Annotated in this window: 19 protein-coding genes and 2 tRNA genes; 3 read left to right on the top strand and 18 right to left on the bottom strand. The window is 60.4% G+C overall.

Going from position 1 to position 21,484, the window contains the following annotated elements; translation table 11 throughout:
* The first annotated feature begins 1,680 nt into the window (after window positions 1-1,680).
* Window positions 1,681-3,114, top strand: coding sequence for a hypothetical protein (locus F3J19_RS17470; RefSeq protein ID WP_167043535.1), 1,434 nt, complete (start codon window positions 1,681-1,683; stop codon window positions 3,112-3,114).
* Between the two features lie 69 nt (window positions 3,115-3,183).
* Here F3J19_RS17470 and F3J19_RS33100 read toward each other — a convergent pair whose 3' ends face one another.
* The 16 genes from F3J19_RS33100 to F3J19_RS17550 form a co-directional block, all read right to left on the bottom strand.
* Complete coding sequence (locus F3J19_RS33100) at window positions 3,184-4,884, bottom strand: DUF6538 domain-containing protein (protein WP_167043537.1); 1,701 nt, start codon at window positions 4,882-4,884, stop codon at window positions 3,184-3,186.
* 130 nt (window positions 4,885-5,014) lie between these two features.
* A tRNA-Pro gene (locus F3J19_RS17480) sits at window positions 5,015-5,091 on the bottom strand.
* Between the two features lie 76 nt (window positions 5,092-5,167).
* A complete protein-coding gene (locus F3J19_RS17485; RefSeq protein WP_167043539.1) occupies window positions 5,168-5,590 on the bottom strand; it encodes a MerR family transcriptional regulator in 423 nt (140 codons plus the stop codon).
* 44 nt (window positions 5,591-5,634) lie between these two features.
* A complete protein-coding gene (locus tag F3J19_RS17490) occupies window positions 5,635-6,045 on the bottom strand; it encodes an integration host factor subunit alpha (RefSeq protein ID WP_205192979.1) in 411 nt (136 codons plus the stop codon).
* A 69-nt stretch (window positions 6,046-6,114) separates the two neighbouring features.
* Window positions 6,115-8,550, bottom strand: a complete 2,436-nt coding sequence (gene pheT / locus F3J19_RS17495; protein ID WP_167043541.1) for a phenylalanine--tRNA ligase subunit beta — start codon at window positions 8,548-8,550, stop codon at window positions 6,115-6,117.
* 160 nt (window positions 8,551-8,710) lie between these two features.
* Window positions 8,711-9,724 (bottom strand): phenylalanine--tRNA ligase subunit alpha, encoded by a 1,014-nt coding sequence (pheS, locus tag F3J19_RS17500; protein WP_167043543.1) that lies wholly within the window; start codon window positions 9,722-9,724, stop codon window positions 8,711-8,713.
* Between the two features lie 158 nt (window positions 9,725-9,882).
* Window positions 9,883-10,242, bottom strand: a complete 360-nt coding sequence (gene rplT, locus F3J19_RS17505) for a 50S ribosomal protein L20 (RefSeq protein WP_006052502.1) — start codon at window positions 10,240-10,242, stop codon at window positions 9,883-9,885.
* A 29-nt stretch (window positions 10,243-10,271) separates the two neighbouring features.
* Window positions 10,272-10,469, bottom strand: coding sequence for a 50S ribosomal protein L35 (gene rpmI / locus F3J19_RS17510; RefSeq protein WP_167043545.1), 198 nt, complete (start codon window positions 10,467-10,469; stop codon window positions 10,272-10,274).
* Window positions 10,470-10,730: 261 nt separating this feature from the next.
* Window positions 10,731-11,255, bottom strand: a complete 525-nt coding sequence (gene infC / locus F3J19_RS17515) for a translation initiation factor IF-3 (RefSeq protein WP_075643713.1) — start codon at window positions 11,253-11,255, stop codon at window positions 10,731-10,733.
* Window positions 11,256-11,304: 49 nt separating this feature from the next.
* Window positions 11,305-13,212: a threonine--tRNA ligase gene (thrS, locus tag F3J19_RS17520; protein ID WP_167043547.1), complete on the bottom strand. Its 1,908-nt coding sequence runs from the start codon at window positions 13,210-13,212 to the stop codon at window positions 11,305-11,307.
* A gap of 274 nt (window positions 13,213-13,486) precedes the next feature.
* Window positions 13,487-13,563: transfer RNA gene (locus F3J19_RS17525), tRNA-Val, on the bottom strand.
* A gap of 153 nt (window positions 13,564-13,716) precedes the next feature.
* The gene (locus tag F3J19_RS17530; RefSeq protein WP_167043549.1) at window positions 13,717-15,960 is read right to left on the bottom strand and encodes a bifunctional (p)ppGpp synthetase/guanosine-3',5'-bis(diphosphate) 3'-pyrophosphohydrolase; all 2,244 of its coding nucleotides are present in this window, start codon (window positions 15,958-15,960) and stop codon (window positions 13,717-13,719) included.
* 83 nt (window positions 15,961-16,043) lie between these two features.
* Window positions 16,044-16,397, bottom strand: coding sequence for a RidA family protein (locus tag F3J19_RS17535; protein WP_167043551.1), 354 nt, complete (start codon window positions 16,395-16,397; stop codon window positions 16,044-16,046).
* Between the two features lie 85 nt (window positions 16,398-16,482).
* Window positions 16,483-17,397 (bottom strand): alpha/beta hydrolase, encoded by a 915-nt coding sequence (locus tag F3J19_RS17540; RefSeq protein WP_167043553.1) that lies wholly within the window; start codon window positions 17,395-17,397, stop codon window positions 16,483-16,485.
* Between the two features lie 289 nt (window positions 17,398-17,686).
* Complete coding sequence (locus F3J19_RS17545) at window positions 17,687-18,328, bottom strand: CoA transferase subunit B (RefSeq protein ID WP_167043555.1); 642 nt, start codon at window positions 18,326-18,328, stop codon at window positions 17,687-17,689.
* Between the two features lie 2 nt (window positions 18,329-18,330).
* Entirely contained in the window at window positions 18,331-19,035 is a 705-nt protein-coding gene (locus tag F3J19_RS17550; RefSeq protein WP_167043557.1) for a CoA transferase subunit A, read from the bottom strand.
* Window positions 19,036-19,282: 247 nt separating this feature from the next.
* Here F3J19_RS17550 and F3J19_RS17555 point away from each other — a divergent pair, with 247 nt between their 5' ends.
* The gene (locus F3J19_RS17555; protein ID WP_167043559.1) at window positions 19,283-19,828 is read left to right on the top strand and encodes a LuxR C-terminal-related transcriptional regulator; all 546 of its coding nucleotides are present in this window, start codon (window positions 19,283-19,285) and stop codon (window positions 19,826-19,828) included.
* 36 nt (window positions 19,829-19,864) lie between these two features.
* Here the strand turns inward: F3J19_RS17555 and F3J19_RS17560 are convergent, their stop codons facing one another.
* Together F3J19_RS17560 and F3J19_RS17565 are read right to left on the bottom strand one after the other, a co-directional pair.
* On the bottom strand, window positions 19,865-20,293 hold the full coding sequence (locus F3J19_RS17560; protein ID WP_240159026.1) for a thioesterase family protein: 429 nt from the start codon (window positions 20,291-20,293) through the stop codon (window positions 19,865-19,867).
* A 70-nt stretch (window positions 20,294-20,363) separates the two neighbouring features.
* Entirely contained in the window at window positions 20,364-21,140 is a 777-nt protein-coding gene (locus F3J19_RS17565; RefSeq protein ID WP_167043563.1) for an SDR family oxidoreductase, read from the bottom strand.
* Between the two features lie 188 nt (window positions 21,141-21,328).
* On the opposite strand from F3J19_RS17565, the gene F3J19_RS17570 reads away from it, so the two are divergent.
* The coding region (locus F3J19_RS17570; protein WP_167043565.1) for an FAD-dependent oxidoreductase at window positions 21,329-21,484 on the top strand (156 nt) is incomplete at its 3' end.

The raw sequence follows: 21,484 nt of genomic DNA on the forward strand, positions 1-21,484 counted from the left end.
ATGGACATGCGCACTCAAAGCAGACTGCCGGTCGAACCGGAGGCAGGAAGGTCGGACCTTGGTCGCCAGCTTGGCGATGCGATCCTCACCTTGTGTCGCTTTAATACAATCAGGACGAAAATTCACTATTGCTAACGCTTTGCAGAACAATCGAACCCGTCTGACTAGTGGTCCGAACTCGGCCACTTAATGGCGTCCAATGCCGCCTTCATGACCGGCAGACTCGCAGTAGCCGCTTATGCGCTGTACTGTGGTCACCTGTGGGAGGTTATTCGCGCACCTGTCGCAAAACTCTATGAGAGACGCGACGAGGGCGTGTTGATCACCTCGCGTCTTCGAGAATTTTTTGAGGCTGCATCCTTTGGCGGCCAAGAGTAGTCCATCGTAGCGTAAGTGCCGACCTCCTTCTTGTGAGTGCTGAGTAGCGCCCGTTTTATTGATCGCAAGATAGGCGACACGACTGGGCGATGTACCGAAAGAGATAAGCCACGAGTCCAAGGAAGCGTACGGGATTACTCTCGACTAGGAACTCCCCTTCTCTTGCTTGCACTGCTGACTCGGTAAATGAGGTTCGTCGCCACCCCGAGCGCCTTCAGACTGCGCCGATTGTGATCCGCCGCTTCGCGAAGCAAATGAATCGCATCGCGAAGGGCCGCTATATCGTCAGCGGCCAAAAAGCCACCCTCTGTTCCGTGCCCATTGCTTCCATCAGGAACGGTCGGCAATCCTCCCCGAGACACCGCCGTCCTCTGCCCCCTAGCCCACTGCCGTATGGTCGCGGGGTTCGCCATACCATCAGGTATGTCTCCAAGCGTCTCTATATGCTCCGAGAACCAAATGGCGTTCTGACGAAGCTTCCTGCCCATCTCCTCGAAACCATGCTCTTTAACCCAAGCAGAGTAGAGATGACTCGTCTTATTGAGCCGTTTCCCGACCATCAAAGCCTTCCCAACCTCTAACCACCATCCACGGTGCTGGCTTTGCGATTGCTTGCGGCGCTCCCTAGCTCTATCGTCCGGCCCACGCGAGAGGGCACGGCGTACCGGAGCGTCATGCTTCAGATGCTCCCAGGCATCCCGGCCACGCGCGACGACCGGGTTATTTGATTTTTTGGGCATTTGCATCATCGACCTATTGGGATTTCCATAACCACCAAAGTCTCGCCGAACGGCATCGGTGTCCTCGAAAGCCCGAACGGCGCAGTCAACTTATCCGATAGTCACAAGGCTTTGACGACGCCAAGCGTCGCTTTTCGCTGTCAAGACGGCAAAAGGGGGGAGGAAAAAACGCAACAGTGCACGACTCGCGTAGCCCTGCCTACTTCCGACTGCGACCTCTAAACCGTTCCCCGTAGATGGCACGCCGTTGGTGCTGGAGGAGTTCCACGCTATTCCATGCATCAATACATCTTTTAGACATAGGGAAAGCATGGGGACTACCCATGTGCCGAGCTTCGCTCGGTCTAGAAATGTATCGCTCGCTGCTGCTCCTAATGATTTGTACTCACATGGATTCAAGGTGCTTGAAGATAAATGCGAGGTCGATCATCCAAATCGCATAATAAACGAATCAACTTCACCATTCACTCCTTTAGCGTTACCATGTCCGGATGTGCCTCGGAACCAATTAGTTCGCAACACAAGCGTACCTACAAAAAACAGCGCACACACGGGAAATTATATGGCAAAGGTAAAAAATCCAATTCTATTTTCAAAACATTTCGGGGTAAATCCGAAAGCGTTAGAAGCGGAGGGTCTAATCGACCCTTTTCTAAATGTGGACACACAGCTTTTTATTGACCCCGTTCTCCTCGAAAAATCTTCGAATGAGCTGATGCGCGTCAATGCGCTATCTGATTTTCGAGAGCACTTCAGCAACTTCATTCGCCTTCTCGCGATTTCCAAAGGAGAAGGCGATGCTGCGTGGCGCGGCGCACAAAATCTGCTGGATCTAAGCGAGCCACCCGACAACGGACTCGGGTACGGAGGTAGCCGTCGCGGCGGCGCGTCGCGCCCGGATGAAATCAGGGAAGCGATTATGCGCACCTCCAAAGAAATCATCACGCTCGGCAGCGACGATCCTGAAATGATTGCATTAATGGGCTTCTTTGAGGAGAACGTGGGCCCGGATACCATCAGTGATTTCACTACGCGAGCCATCGTTACGCAATTGAAGAAACTTACGGAGTCTTTTTGCGTAAGAAATGGCGTCCCTATTTCGCAAGATGAAGATGATGACGAATACGGCCTCCCAAGGTTTGACCTGGGCGACGGGAAAATGAAGTCCGTCATCCTAGTTCCCAGCGATATCGTTCGCGAATTACCAATCGCCAACGATGCCTCCGAGATATACGCAGCAATTTCTGCCAACGACAAGATTCGTAATCGAGTTAATGCTTTTCTCGGTGCAGGAGCCAGGCACACCATCACAGAAAAGAAGTCTGCAATGCGCCAAGCGGCACTAGAGTCTGCAGACTACTTTGCACTTTTCCTGAAGGCGATCAAAGAATTTGCCAAGCCTTACAGTCCGGCGGATGACGTGCTCGGATACTACAAGTTAAAGGAACTGCTAACAGCAGATAATACATCGCTCAAGACTGAAAAAAAGTTCGACCTTTCCACTGGTATCGATGGACTAATTTCGGTCGTTAAAGCCTCATTGGAAATGTTTAAACATCATGTCGAAAAGGGAAATCTTTGGGAGGCGCTCTGGGCTGAGGGCTCACCCAAACGAGAGCGGGCGGCTCAATTGCTGTATTTCGCAATCGCCGATTCATTTTGCAAAGCAAATAACATCGACATTTCCCCCGAAGCGAATATGGGCGGCGGCCCCATCGATTTCAAATTTAGCAAAGGATACGAAGCCCGCGTACTGGTCGAAATGAAGCGATCAAGCGGTACCGTCAAACACGGCTACGAAAAGCAACTGGAATTCTACAAAGATGCGGCCCGTACCTTCCACGGTGTCTTCGTGGTCATTGATTTCGGCGATCTCGGCAAAAAACTAGCGGCTATCGAGAAAATTAGGACGGCACGCCTAGCAGACGGCGCATCCGCCTCCGACATTGTCGTGATCGATGCAACTCCGAAGGAGTCGGCCAGCAAGCGCGAGTGATTTGGCTACCCAAACCGCTGGAGCTACCTACGGATACAAGGATGGCCTTGGAATCGACCGCGCGGACTTTCAATTTGCGACGATCCTCGGATACGCCACGCGGTCCAAAGCCTCCTTCATTGTCGGTAGTGAGGCGGCAGCGGTATATACCTTGCGCCCACTCGACCCATGACCGCTATGCCCGACAATAGAGTCCGTAGTCGATTCGCCTACGTGCTTCTCGGCAAGAGCGGATCGCATCCAATGGCGAAACTTGTGAGCCCCCTCCAGTGCACCCAGTGGCAAACAAGCGTCCTGCCGGAAATGACGGAACCACTGCCCAAATGTGTCTCCCGGTCCTCGCGCACGCCCCCACAGCGATGGCATGGCGTGCCCCGTCCCACTCGTGATTGCCGAGAGCCATCTGGAGAACCAAGGATCGCCCAAGAGATGCGATGCAAGGGGGACGATGCGCTCAGACTCGGCGGTCTTCAGAGTGCCCGCCTCGGCGGTAATTCGGATTACCGTGATACCGCTTCGCACCTGGAAGTCTTCGCAGCGAAGCTGTCCGATTTCCCCGTCCCGGGCACCTGTATGCAGGAGCATGAGGAGAGCGGCGCGAGCATCTGTCGGTTCCACGTTGTGCCAACGAGGAACCTCGGCCATGCGGTTGGAGAATAGGCAGTGTGAATACAGCCGCTTTAGCTCATCGTCAGTCCACGGTGTGCGCGTCTTTGCCCCGATAGTCTTATCGAAAGATAGATCAAACGGATTCTGGGCGAGCAAGTCATCTTTGAGTGCGACTGTCATGAGCGCCCCTATCGCGGCGGCATGATTGGAGGCGGTCTTTCGCCCAAAACCTCGGGCCTCCGAATCAAGCAGATACTGGACGAAACGCGCACCGGTGGCTTTTGTCATCTCAGACAACGGAACCTTACCCACCGCCGCTTCGAACAGTGTCAGCGCCTTGCGAGCCCGTCCTATGGCGTTCTCCTTAGGGGAGTTCCGCACAACCCAAGACGGCACGACATCCCTCAGAGTCAAGAACTGCGCGGTAGTATCGATAGGCTCTTCGGGCTTCGCCACGGGTGGCGCGGACGGCTCGACTGGCGTCTCGACCGGTTCACCGGAATCGCGCTTCTCAACTCCTTGCCATGCTCGGACCATTGAGCCGATTATCTTCTGCAGCCCCATACGCGCTTCAGGCCGCGCCCAGTCCACACGGATTGAGATAGCGGCGCAAGCGGCCTCTGCAACCTGCCGCGCAGTATCGAGCCGACCGATCATAAGATCGCTGCGCAAGTGACGAACTATCGCGCGGTGAATGTCGCTGACGTTCTCGTACTGCTCTGGGTCCAGGTACTGCCCCACCGCGTCCCATGCTTCATTGACCATCGGACGGCCAGTCAGCCAGCCGCGCGAGGCCGTCGAACGAAGCATCTGCGACAAGAAGCGAGGATTGCTGCGTAGGAGATCGTCCAGCGCCAAGATGTCCCGCTCCACCTTCTGCACGATATAGCGAATCAGTTCATCCGTGACCGGCGTAGGCGCGGCAGGACGCACACTGGACCTCAGCGCTTCGAATCTGCTCTGGTACTCCGCTATGAGCGCGTGAGCCTTTGCAGCCGCGTCATTGCGGTCTTTCGTCCCGAGACTTCTCCGATAGGCATCGGTCGCTTGCTTGCCGTTCCGTTGGAGCGGCCAAAGATGCCGGATATCGTCGGGGACACCAATCCGTAGATGGAATGTCGAACCGCGAAGTAGAACACCTGCGGGAAGGGATACTGGCACGTCTGTCATCTCCGTAGTTTCGCACAGCGGATTGACACACTGAAGAGACACAGCCGTAAACGAGAAAACCCGGTGAGCCTTGTCAGCATTGGCTCTCCCAATACTGGCTTGACTTACCGGGTTATGTCTTTGGTCGGGGCGAGAGGATTTGAACCTCCGACCACCTGCACCCCATGCAGGTACGCTACCAGGCTGCGCTACGCCCCGAAGAAGAAAATTATAACAGACACTTGATTCGATTAGAACTGCCCCGCACGAACAAAGCAAGGAAGAACCGTCCGAACTAGTGGCCTAGCAGATCGATCACGTTCTGCAGTTCCTTGCGCAACTGCTCGACATCGACCACTGCCGTCACCGTAGTTGATGAAGCCACCTGCGCTACCGCCCCCTCGCCCTCGGCAGTCGCCGCGCCCTCTTCATCCTGCGGTGCATGACCGCCATGCGCATCGAGCCGGTTGCGCGCCCCGTTGATCGTGAACCCCTGCTCGTACAGCAACTCGCGGATCCGACGGATCAGCAGCACTTCATGATGCTGGTAATAGCGGCGATTGCCGCGCCGCTTGACCGGCTTCAACTGGGTGAATTCCTGCTCCCAGTAACGCAGCACATGAGGCTTCACGCCACATAGTTCGCTGACCTCACCAATCGTGAAGTAGCGCTTCGCCGGAATCGGAGGCAAGACGACTTTTTCGATCGTCGCGGTCATCTTCGGTCAGCCGTGATGGGTTGCGCGGAAAGCGCGCCAGGCGATCAGCGCGCGAAGCTCGCCTCGGCGCCGTTCTCCACCAGCGCTTTCAGCTTTTGACTTGCATGAAACGTCACAACGCGGCGCGCGGCGATCGGAATCGCCTCGCCCGTCTTCGGGTTTCTGCCGGGACGCTGGGGCTTGTCGCGCAACTGGAAGTTGCCGAACCCGGACAGCTTTACGCTGTCGCCGCTCTCGAGTGCATCGCGAATCACCTCGAAGAACGCTTCGACCATGTCCTTGGCTTCCCGCTTGTTGAGCCCGACATTGTCGAACAGCAACTCGGCAAGTTCCGCCTTGGTCAGTGTCGGCGTTTCAGCGGAAACGGCGGCGGGTGATGTCGGAATATCTCGAATCATGGCGCTACGCTGCGCCGTAAGAAGGGCTTCGAAATCACTCGAGTTCATTTCATTCATATCTATCAAATGGCGCGCCAAACATAAAACAATGGATGCGGAAACAGCCGTGCAATTGTTAAATGCGGGTTATCCGCGCAACCGTGCGCCATATACTCGAGCAAGACGTTCCACCAGAGTTTGAATGGCCAGATCGACCGTTTCATCCTGAAGGGTTCCGCCAGTATCTTGCAAGGTCACCCGGAACGCAAGGCTTTTCTCGTGCGCGGCCAGACCACCGGAAGTATTTGATTTTGGACGGAATTCGTCGAAAAGTGCAACCTTCTGGACAGCCTTGCAGGCCGGTTCGGACTGGGCCTTCTGAAGCTCGTCGAGCAGCGCCTGAACCTCGATTTTCTGATCGACGACCACCGCAATATCACGTCGAACCGGCGGGAATTTTGAAACTTCCGACGGAATCGGCAATATCCGCTGCATTAATGCTTCCGCTTCGATTTCAAACAGAATCGGTGCATGCGGCAAATCATATTTTTGCATCCAGCGCGGATGCAATTCGCCGACCCAACCCACCGCGCGGCCATTCAATTCGATACGCGCGCTGCGTCCCGGATGCAGCGCCGAATGCTCGGCCTTCACGAAACGCGCAACCGCGGGTGCGACCAGCGCTTCGAGATCGCCCTTCACATCGAAAAAGTCGACCGCGCGTGCCGGCGTGCCCCACTGCTCTTCGAGCGCGGCACCATAGGCAAGCGCGCCGATCATCTTCGGCTGCGCAAAGCCTTCGACGGTCAGCTCGCCGGCCTTGATCGACGGATCGTGCAGGAACACGCGACCGGCTTCGAACACGCGCACGCGGTCCGCGGCGCGACGGTTCAGGTTCGTGCGCAATACGTGGATCAGGCTGCCGAACAGCGTCGTGCGCATCACCGAGAACTGGCTCGCGATCGGATTGAGCAGACGCACCGGATTGCTATTGCCCGCGAAGTCCTGCTCCCATTCGGCGTCGACGAAACTGAAGTTCACCGTTTCCGCGTAATCGCGCGCGGCAAGCGCGTGGCGGATCACATGGATCGAGCGCTGCGTCTCGTGGGTCGCACGCATTTCGCTCGTCGCGACCGGCGGGTGAGCCGGAATCTTTTCGAAGCCGTAGATGCGCGCGACTTCCTCGATCAGGTCCTCTTCGATCTCGATATCGAAGCGGTACGACGGCGGCATCACCGAGAACGTATCGCCGTCGCGTTCGAACGAGAGGCCGAGGCGCGTGAAAATCTGCGCGATGTCCTCTGCGCCGATCGCCACGCCGATGATGCGGTTCGCGCGCGCGACACGCATCTTCACGGGTTCGCGCTTCGGCACGTTGACGGTCTGGTCATCCACCGGACCCGCTTCGCCGCCGCAGATGTCGAGGATCAGTTGCGTGATGCGCTCGATATGCTCGACGGTCGTCGCGTAGTCGACGCCGCGCTCGAAGCGATGGCCCGCATCGGTCGAGAAGTTGTACTTGCGCGAGCGGCCGCGAATGCTATCGGGCCACCAGAACGCGGCTTCGAGATAGATGTTGGTGGTGTCGAGCGTGACCGCGGTGCTGTCGCCGCCCATGATGCCCGCGAGGCTTTCGATATGCTGCTCGTCGGCAATCACGCCGACCGTTTCGTCGAGTTCGACCGTGTTGCCGTTCAGCAGCTTCAGCGTTTCGCCCTTGCGGCCCCAGCGCACGTCCATGCCGCCGTGAATCTTGTCGAGATCGAACACGTGCGACGGCCGCCCCAGTTCGAGCATCACGTAGTTCGAGATATCGACGAGCGCGGAGATGCTGCGCTGGCCCGAGCGTTCGAGACGCTCGACCATCCATTGCGGCGACTTCGCGCGCGCATTGACGCCGCGGATCACACGGCCCGAGAAACGGCCGCACAGATCGGGCGCCGAGATTTTCACGGGCAGCGTTTCGCTAAGCTTGATCGGAGCCGGCTTGATGTCGAGCGGGCGCAGCGGTGCGCCGGTAATCGCCGACGTTTCGCGCGCGACGCCGAAGACCGACAGGCAGTCGGCCTTGTTCGGCGTGAGCTTGATTTCGAAAACGGTGTCGTCGAGATTGAGCGTCTCGCGGATGTCCTGGCCGATCGGCGTATCTTCCGGCAGGATCATGAGGCCGCTATGATCTTCCGAGAGCTTCAGCTCGCGCGCCGAGCACAGCATGCCCTGGCTTTCCACGCCGCGCAGCTTCGACAGCTTGATCGCAAACGGCGCGCCGCCCTCTTCGACCGGCGGCAGTTGTGCGCCCACCAGCGCGACCGGCACCTTGATGCCCGGCGCAACATTCGGCGCGCCGCACACGATGTTCAGCGTCGCGCCGGTGCCGGCGTTGACCTGACACACGTTGAGCTTGTCCGCATCCGGGTGCTTGACCACTTCCAGCACCTGGCCGACGACGATCTTCGAGGTCTGCGGCGCGGCCGGCCGCAGGTCTTCGACTTCGAGACCCGCCATCGTCAACGCGTGCGACAGCTCGTCGGTGGTCAGTTGCGGATCGACAAAAGTTCTGAGCCAGGATTCCGGAAATTGCATGGTTCTGTGTACGTTCTGATCAGGTTAGGTCCACGTCCGGCAGATGCTTCGTGCAACTCGGCGGTCGTGCGCCGGTTCGGCAGGCACTGCCGGAGACGCTCGCGGCGCGCACCGGGTGCGCTGCCGCGTTCTATGCGTTGTCGCGCTCGCGCGCGCCGGTTCATGCGAATTGACGCAGGAAACGCAGGTCGTTTTCGAAGAACAGGCGCAGGTCCTGCACACCGTAACGCAGCATCGTGAGACGCTCGAGGCCGCTGCCGAAAGCAAAGCCGATGTAGCGCTCCGGGTCGAGCCCCATGTTGCGGATCACGGTCGGGTGAACCTGGCCCGAGCCCGAAATTTCGAGCCACTTGCCGGCGTTCTTGCCCGTTTCGAACAGCATATCGATCTCGGCCGACGGTTCGGTGAACGGGAAATACGACGGACGGAAGCGCACGAGAATGTCGTCGCGTTCGAAGAATTTCTTCAGGAAATCGGTGTAGACGCCCTTCAGGTCCGCGAAGCTGATGTTCTCGTCGATCCACAGGCCTTCGACCTGGTTGAACATCGGCGAATGCGTCGCGTCGCTGTCCACGCGATACGTGCGGCCCGGCACGATCACCTTGATCGGCGGCGTGTTGGTGCGCGCGTAACGCACCTGCATCGGGCTCGTATGCGTGCGCAGCAGCAGCTGGCGGCCGTCGGCGCCCTTGCCGTCGACGTAGAAGGTGTCCTGCATCGAACGCGCCGGATGGTTTTCCGGGCTGTTCAGCGAGGTGAAGTTGTACCAGTCGGTTTCGATCTCGGGGCCGTCGGCCACATCGAATCCGATCGTACGGAAAATCTGTTCAACGCGCTCCCAGGTGCGCATCACCGGGTGCAGGCTACCCGCGCCGGCACCGCGGCCCGGCAGCGTGACGTCGATCGCTTCGGCGGCGAGACGCTGGTTCAGCAGCGCGTCGGCAAGCGCCTGACGGCGTGCCGTCAGCGCGGCTTCGACCTGTTGCTTGACGAGGTTGATCCGTGCGCCTTCGGTCTTGCGCGTTTCGGGATCGAGTTTGCCAAGCCCTTTCAACAGCTCGGTCAACGCACCCGACTTACCGAGAAAGCGCGCTTTCTCGTTTTCGAGGGTGGTGACGTCGGAGGCTTCTGCGAAGGCTTTTTGCGCGTCGGCGACAATCTGGTCCAGATCCATTGATCCCATCATTTCAACGTCAGTGTTCTATCGAAACAAAACTGGTTCTACCAACAAAAACGGGGCTCGGTGAGGAGCCCCGTTTTTGTTGCAGCGTCACCGGGACTACCGGATGTTCGCTGCAACGAACCACGCAGTTTTAATTGCCAGAAGCGCAATCAGGCTGCAACGGCGGCTTTCACCTGCTGAACGATCGCAGCAAAAGCAGCCTTGTCGAACACAGCCATGTCGGCCAGCACCTTGCGGTCCAGTTCGATCGACGCCTTCTTCAGGCCGTTGATGAACACGCTGTACGTCATGTCGTGCTGACGCACCGCCGCGTTGATACGCGTGATCCACAGTGCGCGGAACACACGCTTCTTGTTGCGACGATCGCGGTAGGCGTACTGGCCTGCACGCATGACCGCCTGCTTGGCGATGCGATAGACGTTATTGCGACGGCCGCGGTAACCCTTGGCCAGCTTGATGATCTTCTTGTGACGGGCCCGTGCGGTAACCCCACGTTTTACTCGAGGCATGTTTCGCTCCTATGAGTGTCGGTTAAGGGTTAAGCGAACGGCAGCATTGCGCGAACGGAGTTCAGATTGGAATCATGAACTGCCGTGGAGCCGCGCAGATGGCGTTTGTTCTTGGTGGTCTTCTTGGTAAGAATGTGACGCTTGAAGGCCTGACCGCGCTTGACGGTACCGCCCGGACGCACCACGAAACGCTTTGCAGCGCTCTTCTTGGTCTTCATCTTCGGCATGACAACTCCATTATTAGATGGATATGGGTGTGCGGTCGGCCAGTTGGCCATTTCCCGCCCTTCGAAACCCATTCCACTTGGTATGCAGACCGCCGATACCGCCAGCGGCCGCTTTTCGGGAACCATCGCACACTACTTGCATGTGCGCCGTTCCGAAACCTTCCGATACCGTGACAGACACCCGGCACGGCACCTTACAAATTTTTGCCACCGAAGCGCGCACCACATGGTGCGCCGCCGCTCCGGCCAACTGCCTTGCGCTTACTTCTTTTTCTTCGGCGCGAGCACCATGATCATCTGGCGCCCTTCCATTTTCGGCATCTGCTCGACCTGACCGACTTCGTCGAGGTCGGTGCGCAGGCGTTCGAGCATGCGCATGCCGATTTCCTGGTGAGCCATTTCGCGGCCACGGAAACGCAACGTGATTTTCGTCTTGTCGCCGTCTTCGAGGAAGCGAACGAGGTTGCGCAGCTTGACGTTGTAGTCACCGTCGTCGGTACCCGGGCGGAATTTGACTTCCTTGACCTGGATCACCTTCTGCTTAAGCTTGGCCTCGTGTTGCTTCTTCGCTTCCTGGTACTTGAACTTGCCGTAGTCCATCAAACGGCAAACCGGCGGAACCGCTTGCGGCGCGATTTCAACCAGATCCACGTCCTGCTGCTCCGACATACGGAACGCATCAGCGAGTTTCACGATGCCGAGCGGTTCGTTCTCGACCCCGACCAGTCGCACCTCGGGTGCTGTAATTTCACCGTTGATGCGGTGCGCAGACTTATCAGTAGCGATGTTACGTTTCCTCTAAAAATTAAAAAAACGAGCCGGGCTGCCAAGTGGCTCAATTGAACGACTGCACGTCCTGGCGCAGACGCTCAATGAAGGTATCGACAGGCATCACACCCAGATCGACACCGCCACGGGCACGCACGGCTACCGTTTGTGCTTCACGCTCTTTGTCGCCGACCACGAGCAGGTACGGGACCTTTTCCAGCGTGTGCTCGCGTATTTTATAGCTAATCTTCTCGTTGCGCAAATCAGCCTCAACTCTAACCCCTTGTTTTTGCAACGATTGGGCTAGAGACTGCGCATATTCGGCCTGACTTTCCGCGATATTCATGACGACGACCTGCATCGGCGTGAGCCACGCGGGCATTGCACCAGCATGGTGCTCGATCAGAATCCCGAGGAAACGTTCCATTGATCCGACGATTGCCCTGTGCAGCATGATCGGGCGGCGGCGGCTGTTGTCCTCGGCGACATATTCGGCGCCAAGACGCTCCGGCAACACCATGTCGAGCTGCAACGTGCCGCACTGCCACGAGCGGCCAAGCGCGTCCTTGATGTGATATTCGACCTTCGGGCCGTAGAACGCGCCCTCGCCCGGCAGCTCTTCCCAGGTCACGCCGCAGGCCGTCAGCGCCTCGCGCAAACCCTGCTCCGCGCGATCCCAGGTTTCGTCGGTGCCGGCGCGCGCGTCGGGGCGCAACGAAAGCTTGATCTCGACATTGTCGAAGCCGAAGTCACGATAGACGCTCATCGCCAGCGTGTTGAACGCGATCGATTCGCTGATGAACTGGTCTTCGGTGCAGAAAATATGCGCGTCGTCCTGCACGAAGCCGCGCACGCGCATCAGGCCGTGCAGCGCGCCCGACGACTCGTTGCGATGGCACGAACCGAACTCCGCATAACGCAGCGGCAGATCGCGATACGAGCGCAAACCGTGATTGAACACCTGCACGTGACCGGGGCAGTTCATCGGCTTGATCGCGTAGTCGCGCTTTTCCGATTCCGTCGTGAACATGTTTTCACGATAGTTTTGCCAGTGGCCCGACGCTTCCCACAGCGAGCGGTCCATGATCATCGGCGTCTTGATTTCGAGGTAGCCCGCATCGTTCACGCGACGGCGCATGTACTGCTCGACCTGCTGCCACAACGTCCAGCCGCGCGGATGCCAGAACACCATGCCCGGCGACTCGTCCTGCATGTGGAACAGGTCGAGTTGCTTGCCGAGCTTGCGGTGGTCGCGCTTCTCGGCTTCTTCGAGCATGTGCAGATACGCTTCCTGATCTTCCTTCTTCGTCCAGGCCGTACCGTAAATGCGCTGCAGTTGCTCGTTCTTCGAGTCGCCGCGCCAGTACGCACCCGCGACCTTCATCAGCTTGAAGACCTTCAGCTTGCCCGTGGACGGCACGTGCGGGCCACGGCACAGGTCCGTGAAGCCGCCGTGCGAGTACAGCTTGATTTCGTCGCTGGCGGGAATCGCCTCGATGAGCTCGGCCTTGTATTTTTCGCCGATGCTCTTGAAATACTCGACCGCCTCGTCGCGCGACACCACGCGGCGCGACACCGGCTCGTCCTTCTTCGCGAGCTCCTGCATGCGCTTCTCGATCTTGTCGAGATCTTCCGGCGTGAAGGGACGGTTGTAGGAAAAGTCGTAATAGAAGCCGTTGTCGATGACCGGCCCGATCGTGACCTGCGCTTCCGGGTACAGATCCTTCACCGCGTACGCAAGCAGGTGCGCCGTCGAGTGGCGGATGATATCAAGACCGTCTGCGTCCTTTTCGGTGACGATGGCAAGCGCCACGTCGCGATCGATCAGCGCGGACGTGTCGACGAGCTCGCCGTCGATTTTTCCACCGAGCGCGGCTTTCGCGAGGCCGGGGCCGATCGAGGCGGCCACTTCGGCGACGGTCACCGGATGCTCGTACTGTCGAACAGAACCGTCAGGCAAACGTATCGAAACCATTGCGTTCTCCGTGGTGCCGACCGGCGCGGCACATACAAGCAGGTCAAAAAAGAAAAAGACAAAAAAAATGCGGCCCCGCTTTCGAGGGGCCGCATTCACACTTCTTGCAAACTACATTGGCGAAAGTGGTCCTCGACTAGCGTCGCTCCGAAGTAGTTTCGGTCAACGTTCGCGGTGCCATAACCGTTTCGCCCTCAGCCGTATCCGGCCTTTTTGCGCCAAGGCGCTTACTGCAGTTTGCGAAACCCCGGCCAAGCCGGAATTTCTTTTTCGTTGGTAGGCTCGATTGGACTCGAACCAACGACCCCCACCATGTCAAGGTGGTGCTCTAACCAGCTGAGCTACGAGCCTGAAGAAACGAGAGTATATGGGGTCCAGAAAAACTTGGCAAGTACTTTTATGCGGAGACTTTAAATTTCACGTTGAGGTCGCGAGCAGTATTTCCGTTCATCGAACGGACGCGCGAGCGCTTGCCCTGCAAACCCTCGCAACGCATCACGCGCCTCAGTTCTTGCGCGACGCCCGCACCACGCCCGTCACTTCGCCGAGCAGCGTGCACGCGCGCTGAATCTGCGCGGAACTCGACACCTCGACGGTAAATTGCATGAACGCGGCGTTGCGGCGCGATTGCGTCTTCACGCCGATCACGTTCATCTTTTCCCGCGCAAACACTTCGGAAATGTCGCGCAGCAGTCCTTGCCGATCCGTCGCTTCGATGCTGAGATCGACCGGATAGACCGAGTGGCCGCGCCCGCTCATCACATCCGCCGACCATGCCGTTTGCAGCATGCGCTCCGGCGCGCGCTCGGCCATACGGCGGAACGTCGCGCAGTCGCTGCGGTGTACCGACATGCCCTTGCCGCGCGTGACGAAGCCGCTGATATCGTCGGGCGGCGCCGGCCGGCAGCAACGCGCGAGCTGCGTGAGCAACGCGTCGACGCCGACCACGAGCACGCCCGTGGACGCGCCGCGCGCGACGCTCGCACCGCTGCTGCGCTTCTCGAATTTCTCCGGTGCATCGACCTCGGGCGCGGGCGGCGGCGCATCGTGCAGCGCCTGCTCGACGAGCCGCAGGCTGAACTCTTCCTTGCCGACCACGGAGAACAGATCGTCGGTGGTCTTGAAGCCGAGCCGCGCCGCCAGCTGATCGAGATTGACCGAGGTCTTGCCCTCGCGCTGCAAGGTCTTTTCGACCATCGCGCGCCCGTTCGCGATGTGCTCCTGCAAATCGACCGCGTTGAACCACGCGCGCACTTTCTGCCGCGCGCGCGAACTCTGCAGATAGCCGAGCTGCGGGTTGAGCCAGTCGCGCGACGGACCACCCTCCTTCACCGCGACGATCTCGACCGTCTGCCCGTTCTGCAATGCCGTGTTGAGCGGCACCATCGCGCCGTCGACGCGTGCGCCGCGGCAGCGATGCCCGAGCTCGCTGTGCAGGTGATACGCGAAGTCGAGCGGCGTCGCGCCGTGCGGCAACGGGATCACGCGCGCCTGCGGCGTCAATACGTAGATATGGTCGTCATCGAGCGTGGCCTGACGCAGTTGCTCCCACGGCTGCGCCGCGCGCTCCGCGCCATGCTCGCCCTCGGACACTTCGTCCTTCCACGCAAGCAGTTGGCGCAACCATGCGATCTTCTCGTCATACTTCTCGTTCGCCGCGAAGGTGCCGCCGTAACCGCGCGCGCCCGCTTCCTTGTAGCGCCAGTGCGCGGCCACGCCATATTCGGCGAAGCGATGCATTTCCTGCGTGCGGATCTGCACTTCGAACGCGCGGCCGTCGTCGCCGATCACGACCGTGTGCAGCGACTTGTAGCCGTTCGGCTTCGGCCGCGAGATGTAGTCGTCGAACTCTCTCGGCACCGGCTGCCACAGGTTGTGCACGATACCGAGCACGGTGTAGCAGTCCTTGATATCCGGCACGATCACACGGAATGCGCGCACATCGTAAAGCTCGGCGAAATCGAGTTCCTTGCCGCGCATCTTGCGCCAGATGCTGTAGATATGCTTCGGCCGGCCACTCACTTCGGCATGAATATGCGCGGCGGCCAGCTCCTGCTGCAATCGTTCGATCGCCTGCGCGACATAGCTCTCGCGCTCGACACGCTTCTCGTCGAGCAGCTTCGCGATGCGCTTGTACGTGGCCGGCTCTTCGAAGCGGAACGCAAGATCTTCGAGTTCCCACTTCAGTTGCCAGATGCCGAGACGGTTCGCGAGCGGCGCGTAGATATCGAGCGTCTCGCGCGCCACGTCGGGCGACGGCGTGACTTTTGCCGCCGCGTAATAGCGCAGCGACTGCAGGCGCGAGGCGAGCCGAATCAGCACCACGCGGATGTCCTGTGCGAACGCGAGCAGCATCTTGCGCAGCGCCTCGACCTGGGCACGGCGCGCGGCCTGCGCATCGCGCCCGGCTTCGGGCATCGCATTCTGCGCCGCGCGCAGGCTGACCGTGCCGAGACGCAGCAGCTTGCGCACGTCGCCGACCAGTTGCGCGACTTCCTCGCCGAAGTTGTCGGCGATCACGCGCTCGGGATCGCGCAGATGCGGCGTCAGCGCAAACAGCGCCGCGGCCAGCACGGCCGGCGGATCGACGTTGAGCGTGCGCATGATCGACGCCGTGCCCGCCGCGTGATCCGCGAGCAGTTCGCCCGACGACAGCCGCACCTCGCCCGCATGCTCGCGTACGAACGCCATCGCTTCGTCGAAGGACGGATGGGGATGTGGCGCGTTCGTAACGGTTTCGGTATTCATGGTGCGACGGCCCGCCGGGCCAGACGAATCAACGGGATTGCAACAACGGTACTGCGTAACGGGCATGCAGCGTTGGGCGTGGCCTAGCCGTGCTGCGCCGCGACCACGACGATTTCGACGAGGCACTTCGGGTTCGCGAGCTTCGCCTCGACGGTGGCGCGCGGCGGCGTGTCGCCCTGCGCGACCCACTCGTCCCACACTGCGTTCATGCCGGCGAAGTGCACCATGTCCGAGATGTAGATCTGCACCGACAACAGTTGCGACTTGTCGCTGTTCACCTCAGCCAGCAGACGGTCGATGTGGCCGAGTACCTCGCGCGTCTGACCCGTGATGTCCTGATCCGTGTCTTCGGCGATCTGCCCCGCGAGATACACGGTGCCGTTATGCACGGCGATTTCGGAAAGACGCTTGCCGACGTGATGACGAATGACTGCCATAAAAAATCCTGAACGGGGTGGGTTGGTCGAAATGCATTCCGCGCGCCACGGGCCACGAACGGTCCATGCCACGCGGAGCCTAATATTATGACGCGTTCGCGCCGTCACCGATGAAGAACCGCCGCGCGATCGCGATCTGGTCTGCCGCGAGAAATGCCGGCGCGTGTCCGACGCCGGGAATCTCCACGCTCGATACGGCGGGGCCGCTCGCCACCATCTTCGCGACGGTTTCACGCGAGAGCAGATCGGACTGCTCGCCACGCACCACGAGCACCGGTCCCTGGAACGCTGCGAGCGAATGCCAGAGCGCGGCCTCGCCGAGCTTCGCGGCGTCTTCGGTCACCGCGGCAAACGGCTGCGCGATGCGCGGGTCGTAGCGCAGCACCCACGCACCGTCCTGTTCGCGCAAAAGCGGCGTATTGATTTCGCGCCATTCGTCCGGCGTGAGCGGACCGAAGCTTTGCGCAAGTTCAGCGGCGTAATCGATACCTTGCTGCAGCGTTTCGAAACGCACCGGTTTGCCGAGGTAGTCGCCGATACGCTTCACGGCCGCCGGTTCGAGGTGCGGCCCGACGTCGTTCAGCAGCATCTTGCGGATCGGCGTTGCGGGCAGACCGGCGAGCCCCATGCCGATCAAACCGCCCATCGACGTGCCGAACCAGTCGACACTCTCGACGTCGAGCCGCGCGATCAGCGTGACCATGTCGGCGACGAACTGCGGCACTCCGTATAAGCTGGGGTTCGCGAGCCACGACGACAAGCCCCGGCCGACCACGTCCGGGCAAACCACGCGATAGGTCTCGGCGAAGTCGGCGGCGAGGCGGTCGAAATCGCGCCCCGATCGCGTAAGTCCATGCACGCACACCAGCACGCGCGGATTGTCCGGGTCGCCCCATTCGGTATAGGCGACGCGATGCAGCCCGGCGGCGCTCGCGCACTGCACGTAACGTTGACGCGGCTCGGGCCGCCCGGCGGTGGAAGCGGAAGTCGTTGCGGTCATCTGAGGTCCTTGCAAAGGCGCGGCTGATGGGTCTTGAACACGGGATCTTGAACACAGCTCGCTACGGCAGCGATATGACTGACATCACAACGAAAATCATCATGTGCTCGATCTGCCGACGATTGTAAACCGCTTCGCCGCGCGACAAGGATTAGCCGGAAGGCGTAGGACGGCATGCAAGATTCGAATGCACAAAAACAGAACGGGCGAGACTCGCGTCTCGCCCGCCCCAAAAACCGCCTATCACCGCCCCGCCTGTCTCAAGCGAAGCGGCAATGTCACCACAAGCTCAGCTCACCGCGCTCACGTCGAGCGACGCGCCGGTCTTCGCCTTGATCTCGTCGACCGTCACGCCCGGCGCCAGTTCGATCACCTTCAGGCCGGCATCGGTCACTTCGATCACGCCGAGGTCGGTAATGATCTCGTCGACCACACCCACGCCCGTCAGCGGCAACGTGCACTCTTCGAGAATCTTGTGCTGGTCGCCCTTCGCGACATGCTCCATCAGCACGACCACGCGCTTGACGCCCGCGACCAGGTCCATCGCGCCGCCCATGCCCTTGATCATCTTGCCCGGGATCATCCAGTTCGCGAGATCGCCCTTCTTGCTGATCTGCATCGCACCGAGAATCGCCAGATTGATGTGGCCGCCGCGAATCATCGCGAACGAGTCGGCCGACGAGAAAATCGACGAACCCGGCAACGTGGTCACGGTCTGCTTGCCCGCGTTGATGAGATCCGCGTCGACTTCTTCCTCGGTCGGCGACGGGCCGATGCCGAGCAGGCCGTTCTCCGACTGCAGCCACACTTCGACGCCCGGCGGCACGTGGTTCGCGACCAGCGTCGGCAGACCGATGCCGAGGTTCACGTAGAAACCGTCCTGCAATTCCTGCGCCGCGCGCGCGGCCATTTCGTCACGAGTCCATGCCATGATCAGTCTCCTTTCGCGCGGACGATACGTTGTTCGATGCGTTTTTCCGGATGCGCATTCAGCACGATGCGCTGCACGAAGATGCCCGGCGTATGGATCGCGTCCGGATCGAACTCGCCCACCTCGACGATCTCCTCGACTTCCGCGACGGTGATGCGGCCCGCCATCGCGCACATCGGATTGAAGTTGCGCGCGGTGCGGCGGTAGATCAGGTTGCCCGACTTGTCGGCCTTCCATGCCTTGACGAGCGCGACGTCGGCGGTCAGCGAATGTTCGAGCACGTACTGCCTGTCGCCGAACTGGCGGGTTTCCTTGCCCTCGGCGATCAGCGTGCCGTAGCCCGTGTTCGTGAAAAACGCCGGGATGCCCGAACCGCCCGCGCGCAGCTTTTCGGCGAGCGTGCCCTGCGGCGTGAATTCGAGTTCGAGTTCGCCGGCCAGGTACTGGCGCTCGAACTCCTTGTTCTCGCCGACGTACGACGAGATCATCTTCCTGATCTGGCGCGTTTCGAGCAGCAGGCCGAGGCCGAAACCGTCGACGCCCGCGTTGTTGCTGATGCAGGTGATGTCCCGCACCTTCGAATCGCACAATGCCGCGATCAGCGCCTCGGGAATGCCGCACAGCCCGAAGCCGCCGACGGCGAACGTCTGCCCGTCCTTGACGATGTCTTTCAGCGCCTCGGCGGCGCCCGGATAGACCTTGTTCATCAGTTTGTCCCTTCCTCTATGGAAACCCGAAACCGGAGCGCCGGCCGCCCGATCGTTGCGGCTCGCATCGCTGACGGCGAATCTGGCATCGCCATGATGCCGCTACCTCATTCTAGCCATCCGCGGCGACCCGTGCGCCGGGCCCGACCGGTATGCATCGCGCCGCGCCGTTATTTGCCCGAAAGAGTACGCTGGCCCCGCCATACGGCACAATACGCAAAAATACATAAGTACTTGCCGCCCGCCCATGCCCGCCCTCGATTACCGCGCCGCGTTTCACCTTGCCCCGATCGGACTCGTGCTGTCGCGCGAAAGGATTGTCGACGACTGCAATGACGAACTCGCGTCGATTTTCGGCTACGCGCGCGAGGCGCTGATCGGCCAGTCGTTCCAGGTGCTGTATCCGTCGGCCGATGAATTCGAGCGCATAGGCGCGCGCATTCCGCCGATCATGACCGCCTACGGCAGCTACGCGGACGACCGCATCATGAAGCGCGCGAACGGCGAACTGTTCTGGTGCCACGTAACGGGCCGCGCGCAGCAGCGCTCCGACCCGCACGCGGCGGGCGTCTGGACGTTCGAGGATCTGAGCGCGACACGGCGCGTCGCCGTGGAACTCACGCCACGCGAGCGCGAAATCGCCGCGCAACTCGTGACTGGCAAGACCAGCAAGCAGATCGGCCGTGTGCTCGACATTAGCCCGCGCACGGTCGACGTGTACCGCGCGCGGCTCATGCGTAAATACGAAACGGGAAACGCGACCGAGCTGTTGCAGCGGCTGCTCGGGAATTGAGCGAAAGAACCGGATCGCCGCGCGTAGCGTGCGCTGTCAGGCCGCCTTCACGAGCGCCGCACGCTCGATCGCCGCACGCAGCGAATCGGGCACCGGCACCGACTTGCCCGCCGCATAGTCGATCCACACGCAGCGCGCGGCGCCGCGCGCATACAGCGTATCGGGTTCGTCGGCGCGCACGAGTTCGAACGCGGTATCGAAGCTGCTGCGCCCCGGCGTCGCCACCGACATCCGGCCGATCACGTCGCCCGGATAGTGCAACTGCTTCAGAAACTCCATCGACGCATTGACGATGACCGGCCCCTGCCCCTCGGTGCCGCCGAGAAAACCCATCTGCTCGAACCACGAAATCCGCACCTGCTCCATGTAGCGGAAGTAAACCGTGTTGTTCACGTGGCCGAACGCGTCCATGTCGCCCCAGCGAATCGGCATTGCCATTTCGAAAACTGCGTGAAAATCGCTCATTCTGTACTTCCGTTCTTCCCTGCTGTCTTGAAGCATTGAAACGTTGAAAAAAGCTCGCACCCGGACGCGCTCAGGCGAGCCCGAAGCCGTCGTCGGCCGCGATCACCGAACCGTTGATGAACTGCGATTCGTCCGCCGCGAGCAGCAACAGCAGCCCGTCGAGATCTTCCGGCTTGCCGACGCGATGACGCGGCAGCATCGACACGAGCTTCTGCCCCTGCTCGGTCGACCAGTGGTGATGGTTGATCTCCGTGTCGATATAACCCGGGCAGATCGCGTTCACGTTGATGCCGTGCTTGCCCCATTCGAGCGCCATCGCCTTCGTCATATGGACGACCGCGGCCTTGCTCATCGAATAGAGGCCGATTTGCGGCAGCACGCGCAACCCCGCCATCGACGCGATGTTGATGATCCGGTACGACGGTTTCTGCGCATTGTTGCCGCGCATGATCATGCGCTTGGCGACTTCCTGCGCGACGAAAAACGCGCCGCGCGTGTTCGTGTCGAACACGTATTCGAAGTCGGCGGGCGTGACCTCGGAGAGCTTCTGCGTGGTCGACACGCCCGAGTTGTTGACGAGAATATCGATCGTGCCGGCCTCGGTCTCCGCATGCGCGACGGCCGCCTTGATGCTCTGGTAGTCGGTCACGTCGAGCGACACGACGTGCGCCGCGCCGCCGGACGCCTCGATCTCCGCGCGCAACTCCTTCAGACGCTCGGTACGCCGGCTCGCCAGTACGACCTTGGCGCCCGCCTGCGACAACACCTGAGCGAAGCGCTTGCCCAACCCGCTCGAGGCGCCGGTGATCAGCGCGACCTTGCCTTCCAGATTGATCGAACGGCCCATTGTCGTTCCTTGTTCGGTTGTGGTGACAACTGCGGTTGACGGGGTGCGGCCGGACCGTCGCGACGGTTCGATACCGCATCACGAAATAGAACGATCGTGCTAATCTACGTTCATCGGGTTGCAGTGCGGGGATCGATCGCCCACAATACGAACCCGAAAAAAGCATTCTAACGGTAAGAGGAGCATCAATGACCCCCGCAAGTCTCATTGAGCAGTACGGCCCGCGCGAGTCGATGGAATACGACGTGGTGATCGTCGGCGGCGGCCCGGCCGGGCTGTCGGCGGCGATCCGCCTGAAGCAGCGCGCCGCCGCGCAGGGCGTCGAGCTTGGCGTGTGCGTACTC

The sequence above is a fragment of the Burkholderia sp. Ax-1724 genome, from assembly GCF_011752995.1.
Lineage (GTDB): Bacteria > Pseudomonadota > Gammaproteobacteria > Burkholderiales > Burkholderiaceae > Paraburkholderia.

Coding starts and splice junctions, on each gene's coding strand:
- F3J19_RS17470 (WP_167043535.1), top strand. CDS start 1,681: ATGGCAAAGGTAAAAAATCCAATTCTATTTTCAAAACATTTCGGGGTA.
- F3J19_RS17485 (WP_167043539.1), bottom strand. CDS start 5,590: ATGACCGCGACGATCGAAAAAGTCGTCTTGCCTCCGATTCCGGCGAAG.
- F3J19_RS17490 (WP_205192979.1), bottom strand. CDS start 6,045: ATGAATGAAATGAACTCGAGTGATTTCGAAGCCCTTCTTACGGCGCAG.
- pheT (WP_167043541.1), bottom strand. CDS start 8,550: ATGCAATTTCCGGAATCCTGGCTCAGAACTTTTGTCGATCCGCAACTG.
- pheS (WP_167043543.1), bottom strand. CDS start 9,724: ATGGATCTGGACCAGATTGTCGCCGACGCGCAAAAAGCCTTCGCAGAA.
- rplT (WP_006052502.1), bottom strand. CDS start 10,242: ATGCCTCGAGTAAAACGTGGGGTTACCGCACGGGCCCGTCACAAGAAG.
- rpmI (WP_167043545.1), bottom strand. CDS start 10,469: ATGCCGAAGATGAAGACCAAGAAGAGCGCTGCAAAGCGTTTCGTGGTG.
- thrS (WP_167043547.1), bottom strand. CDS start 13,212: ATGGTTTCGATACGTTTGCCTGACGGTTCTGTTCGACAGTACGAGCAT.
- F3J19_RS17530 (WP_167043549.1), bottom strand. CDS start 15,960: ATGAATACCGAAACCGTTACGAACGCGCCACATCCCCATCCGTCCTTC.
- F3J19_RS17535 (WP_167043551.1), bottom strand. CDS start 16,397: ATGGCAGTCATTCGTCATCACGTCGGCAAGCGTCTTTCCGAAATCGCC.
- F3J19_RS17540 (WP_167043553.1), bottom strand. CDS start 17,397: ATGACCGCAACGACTTCCGCTTCCACCGCCGGGCGGCCCGAGCCGCGT.
- F3J19_RS17545 (WP_167043555.1), bottom strand. CDS start 18,328: ATGGCATGGACTCGTGACGAAATGGCCGCGCGCGCGGCGCAGGAATTG.
- F3J19_RS17550 (WP_167043557.1), bottom strand. CDS start 19,035: ATGAACAAGGTCTATCCGGGCGCCGCCGAGGCGCTGAAAGACATCGTC.
- F3J19_RS17555 (WP_167043559.1), top strand. CDS start 19,283: ATGCCCGCCCTCGATTACCGCGCCGCGTTTCACCTTGCCCCGATCGGA.
- F3J19_RS17560 (WP_240159026.1), bottom strand. CDS start 20,293: ATGAGCGATTTTCACGCAGTTTTCGAAATGGCAATGCCGATTCGCTGG.
- F3J19_RS17565 (WP_167043563.1), bottom strand. CDS start 21,140: ATGGGCCGTTCGATCAATCTGGAAGGCAAGGTCGCGCTGATCACCGGC.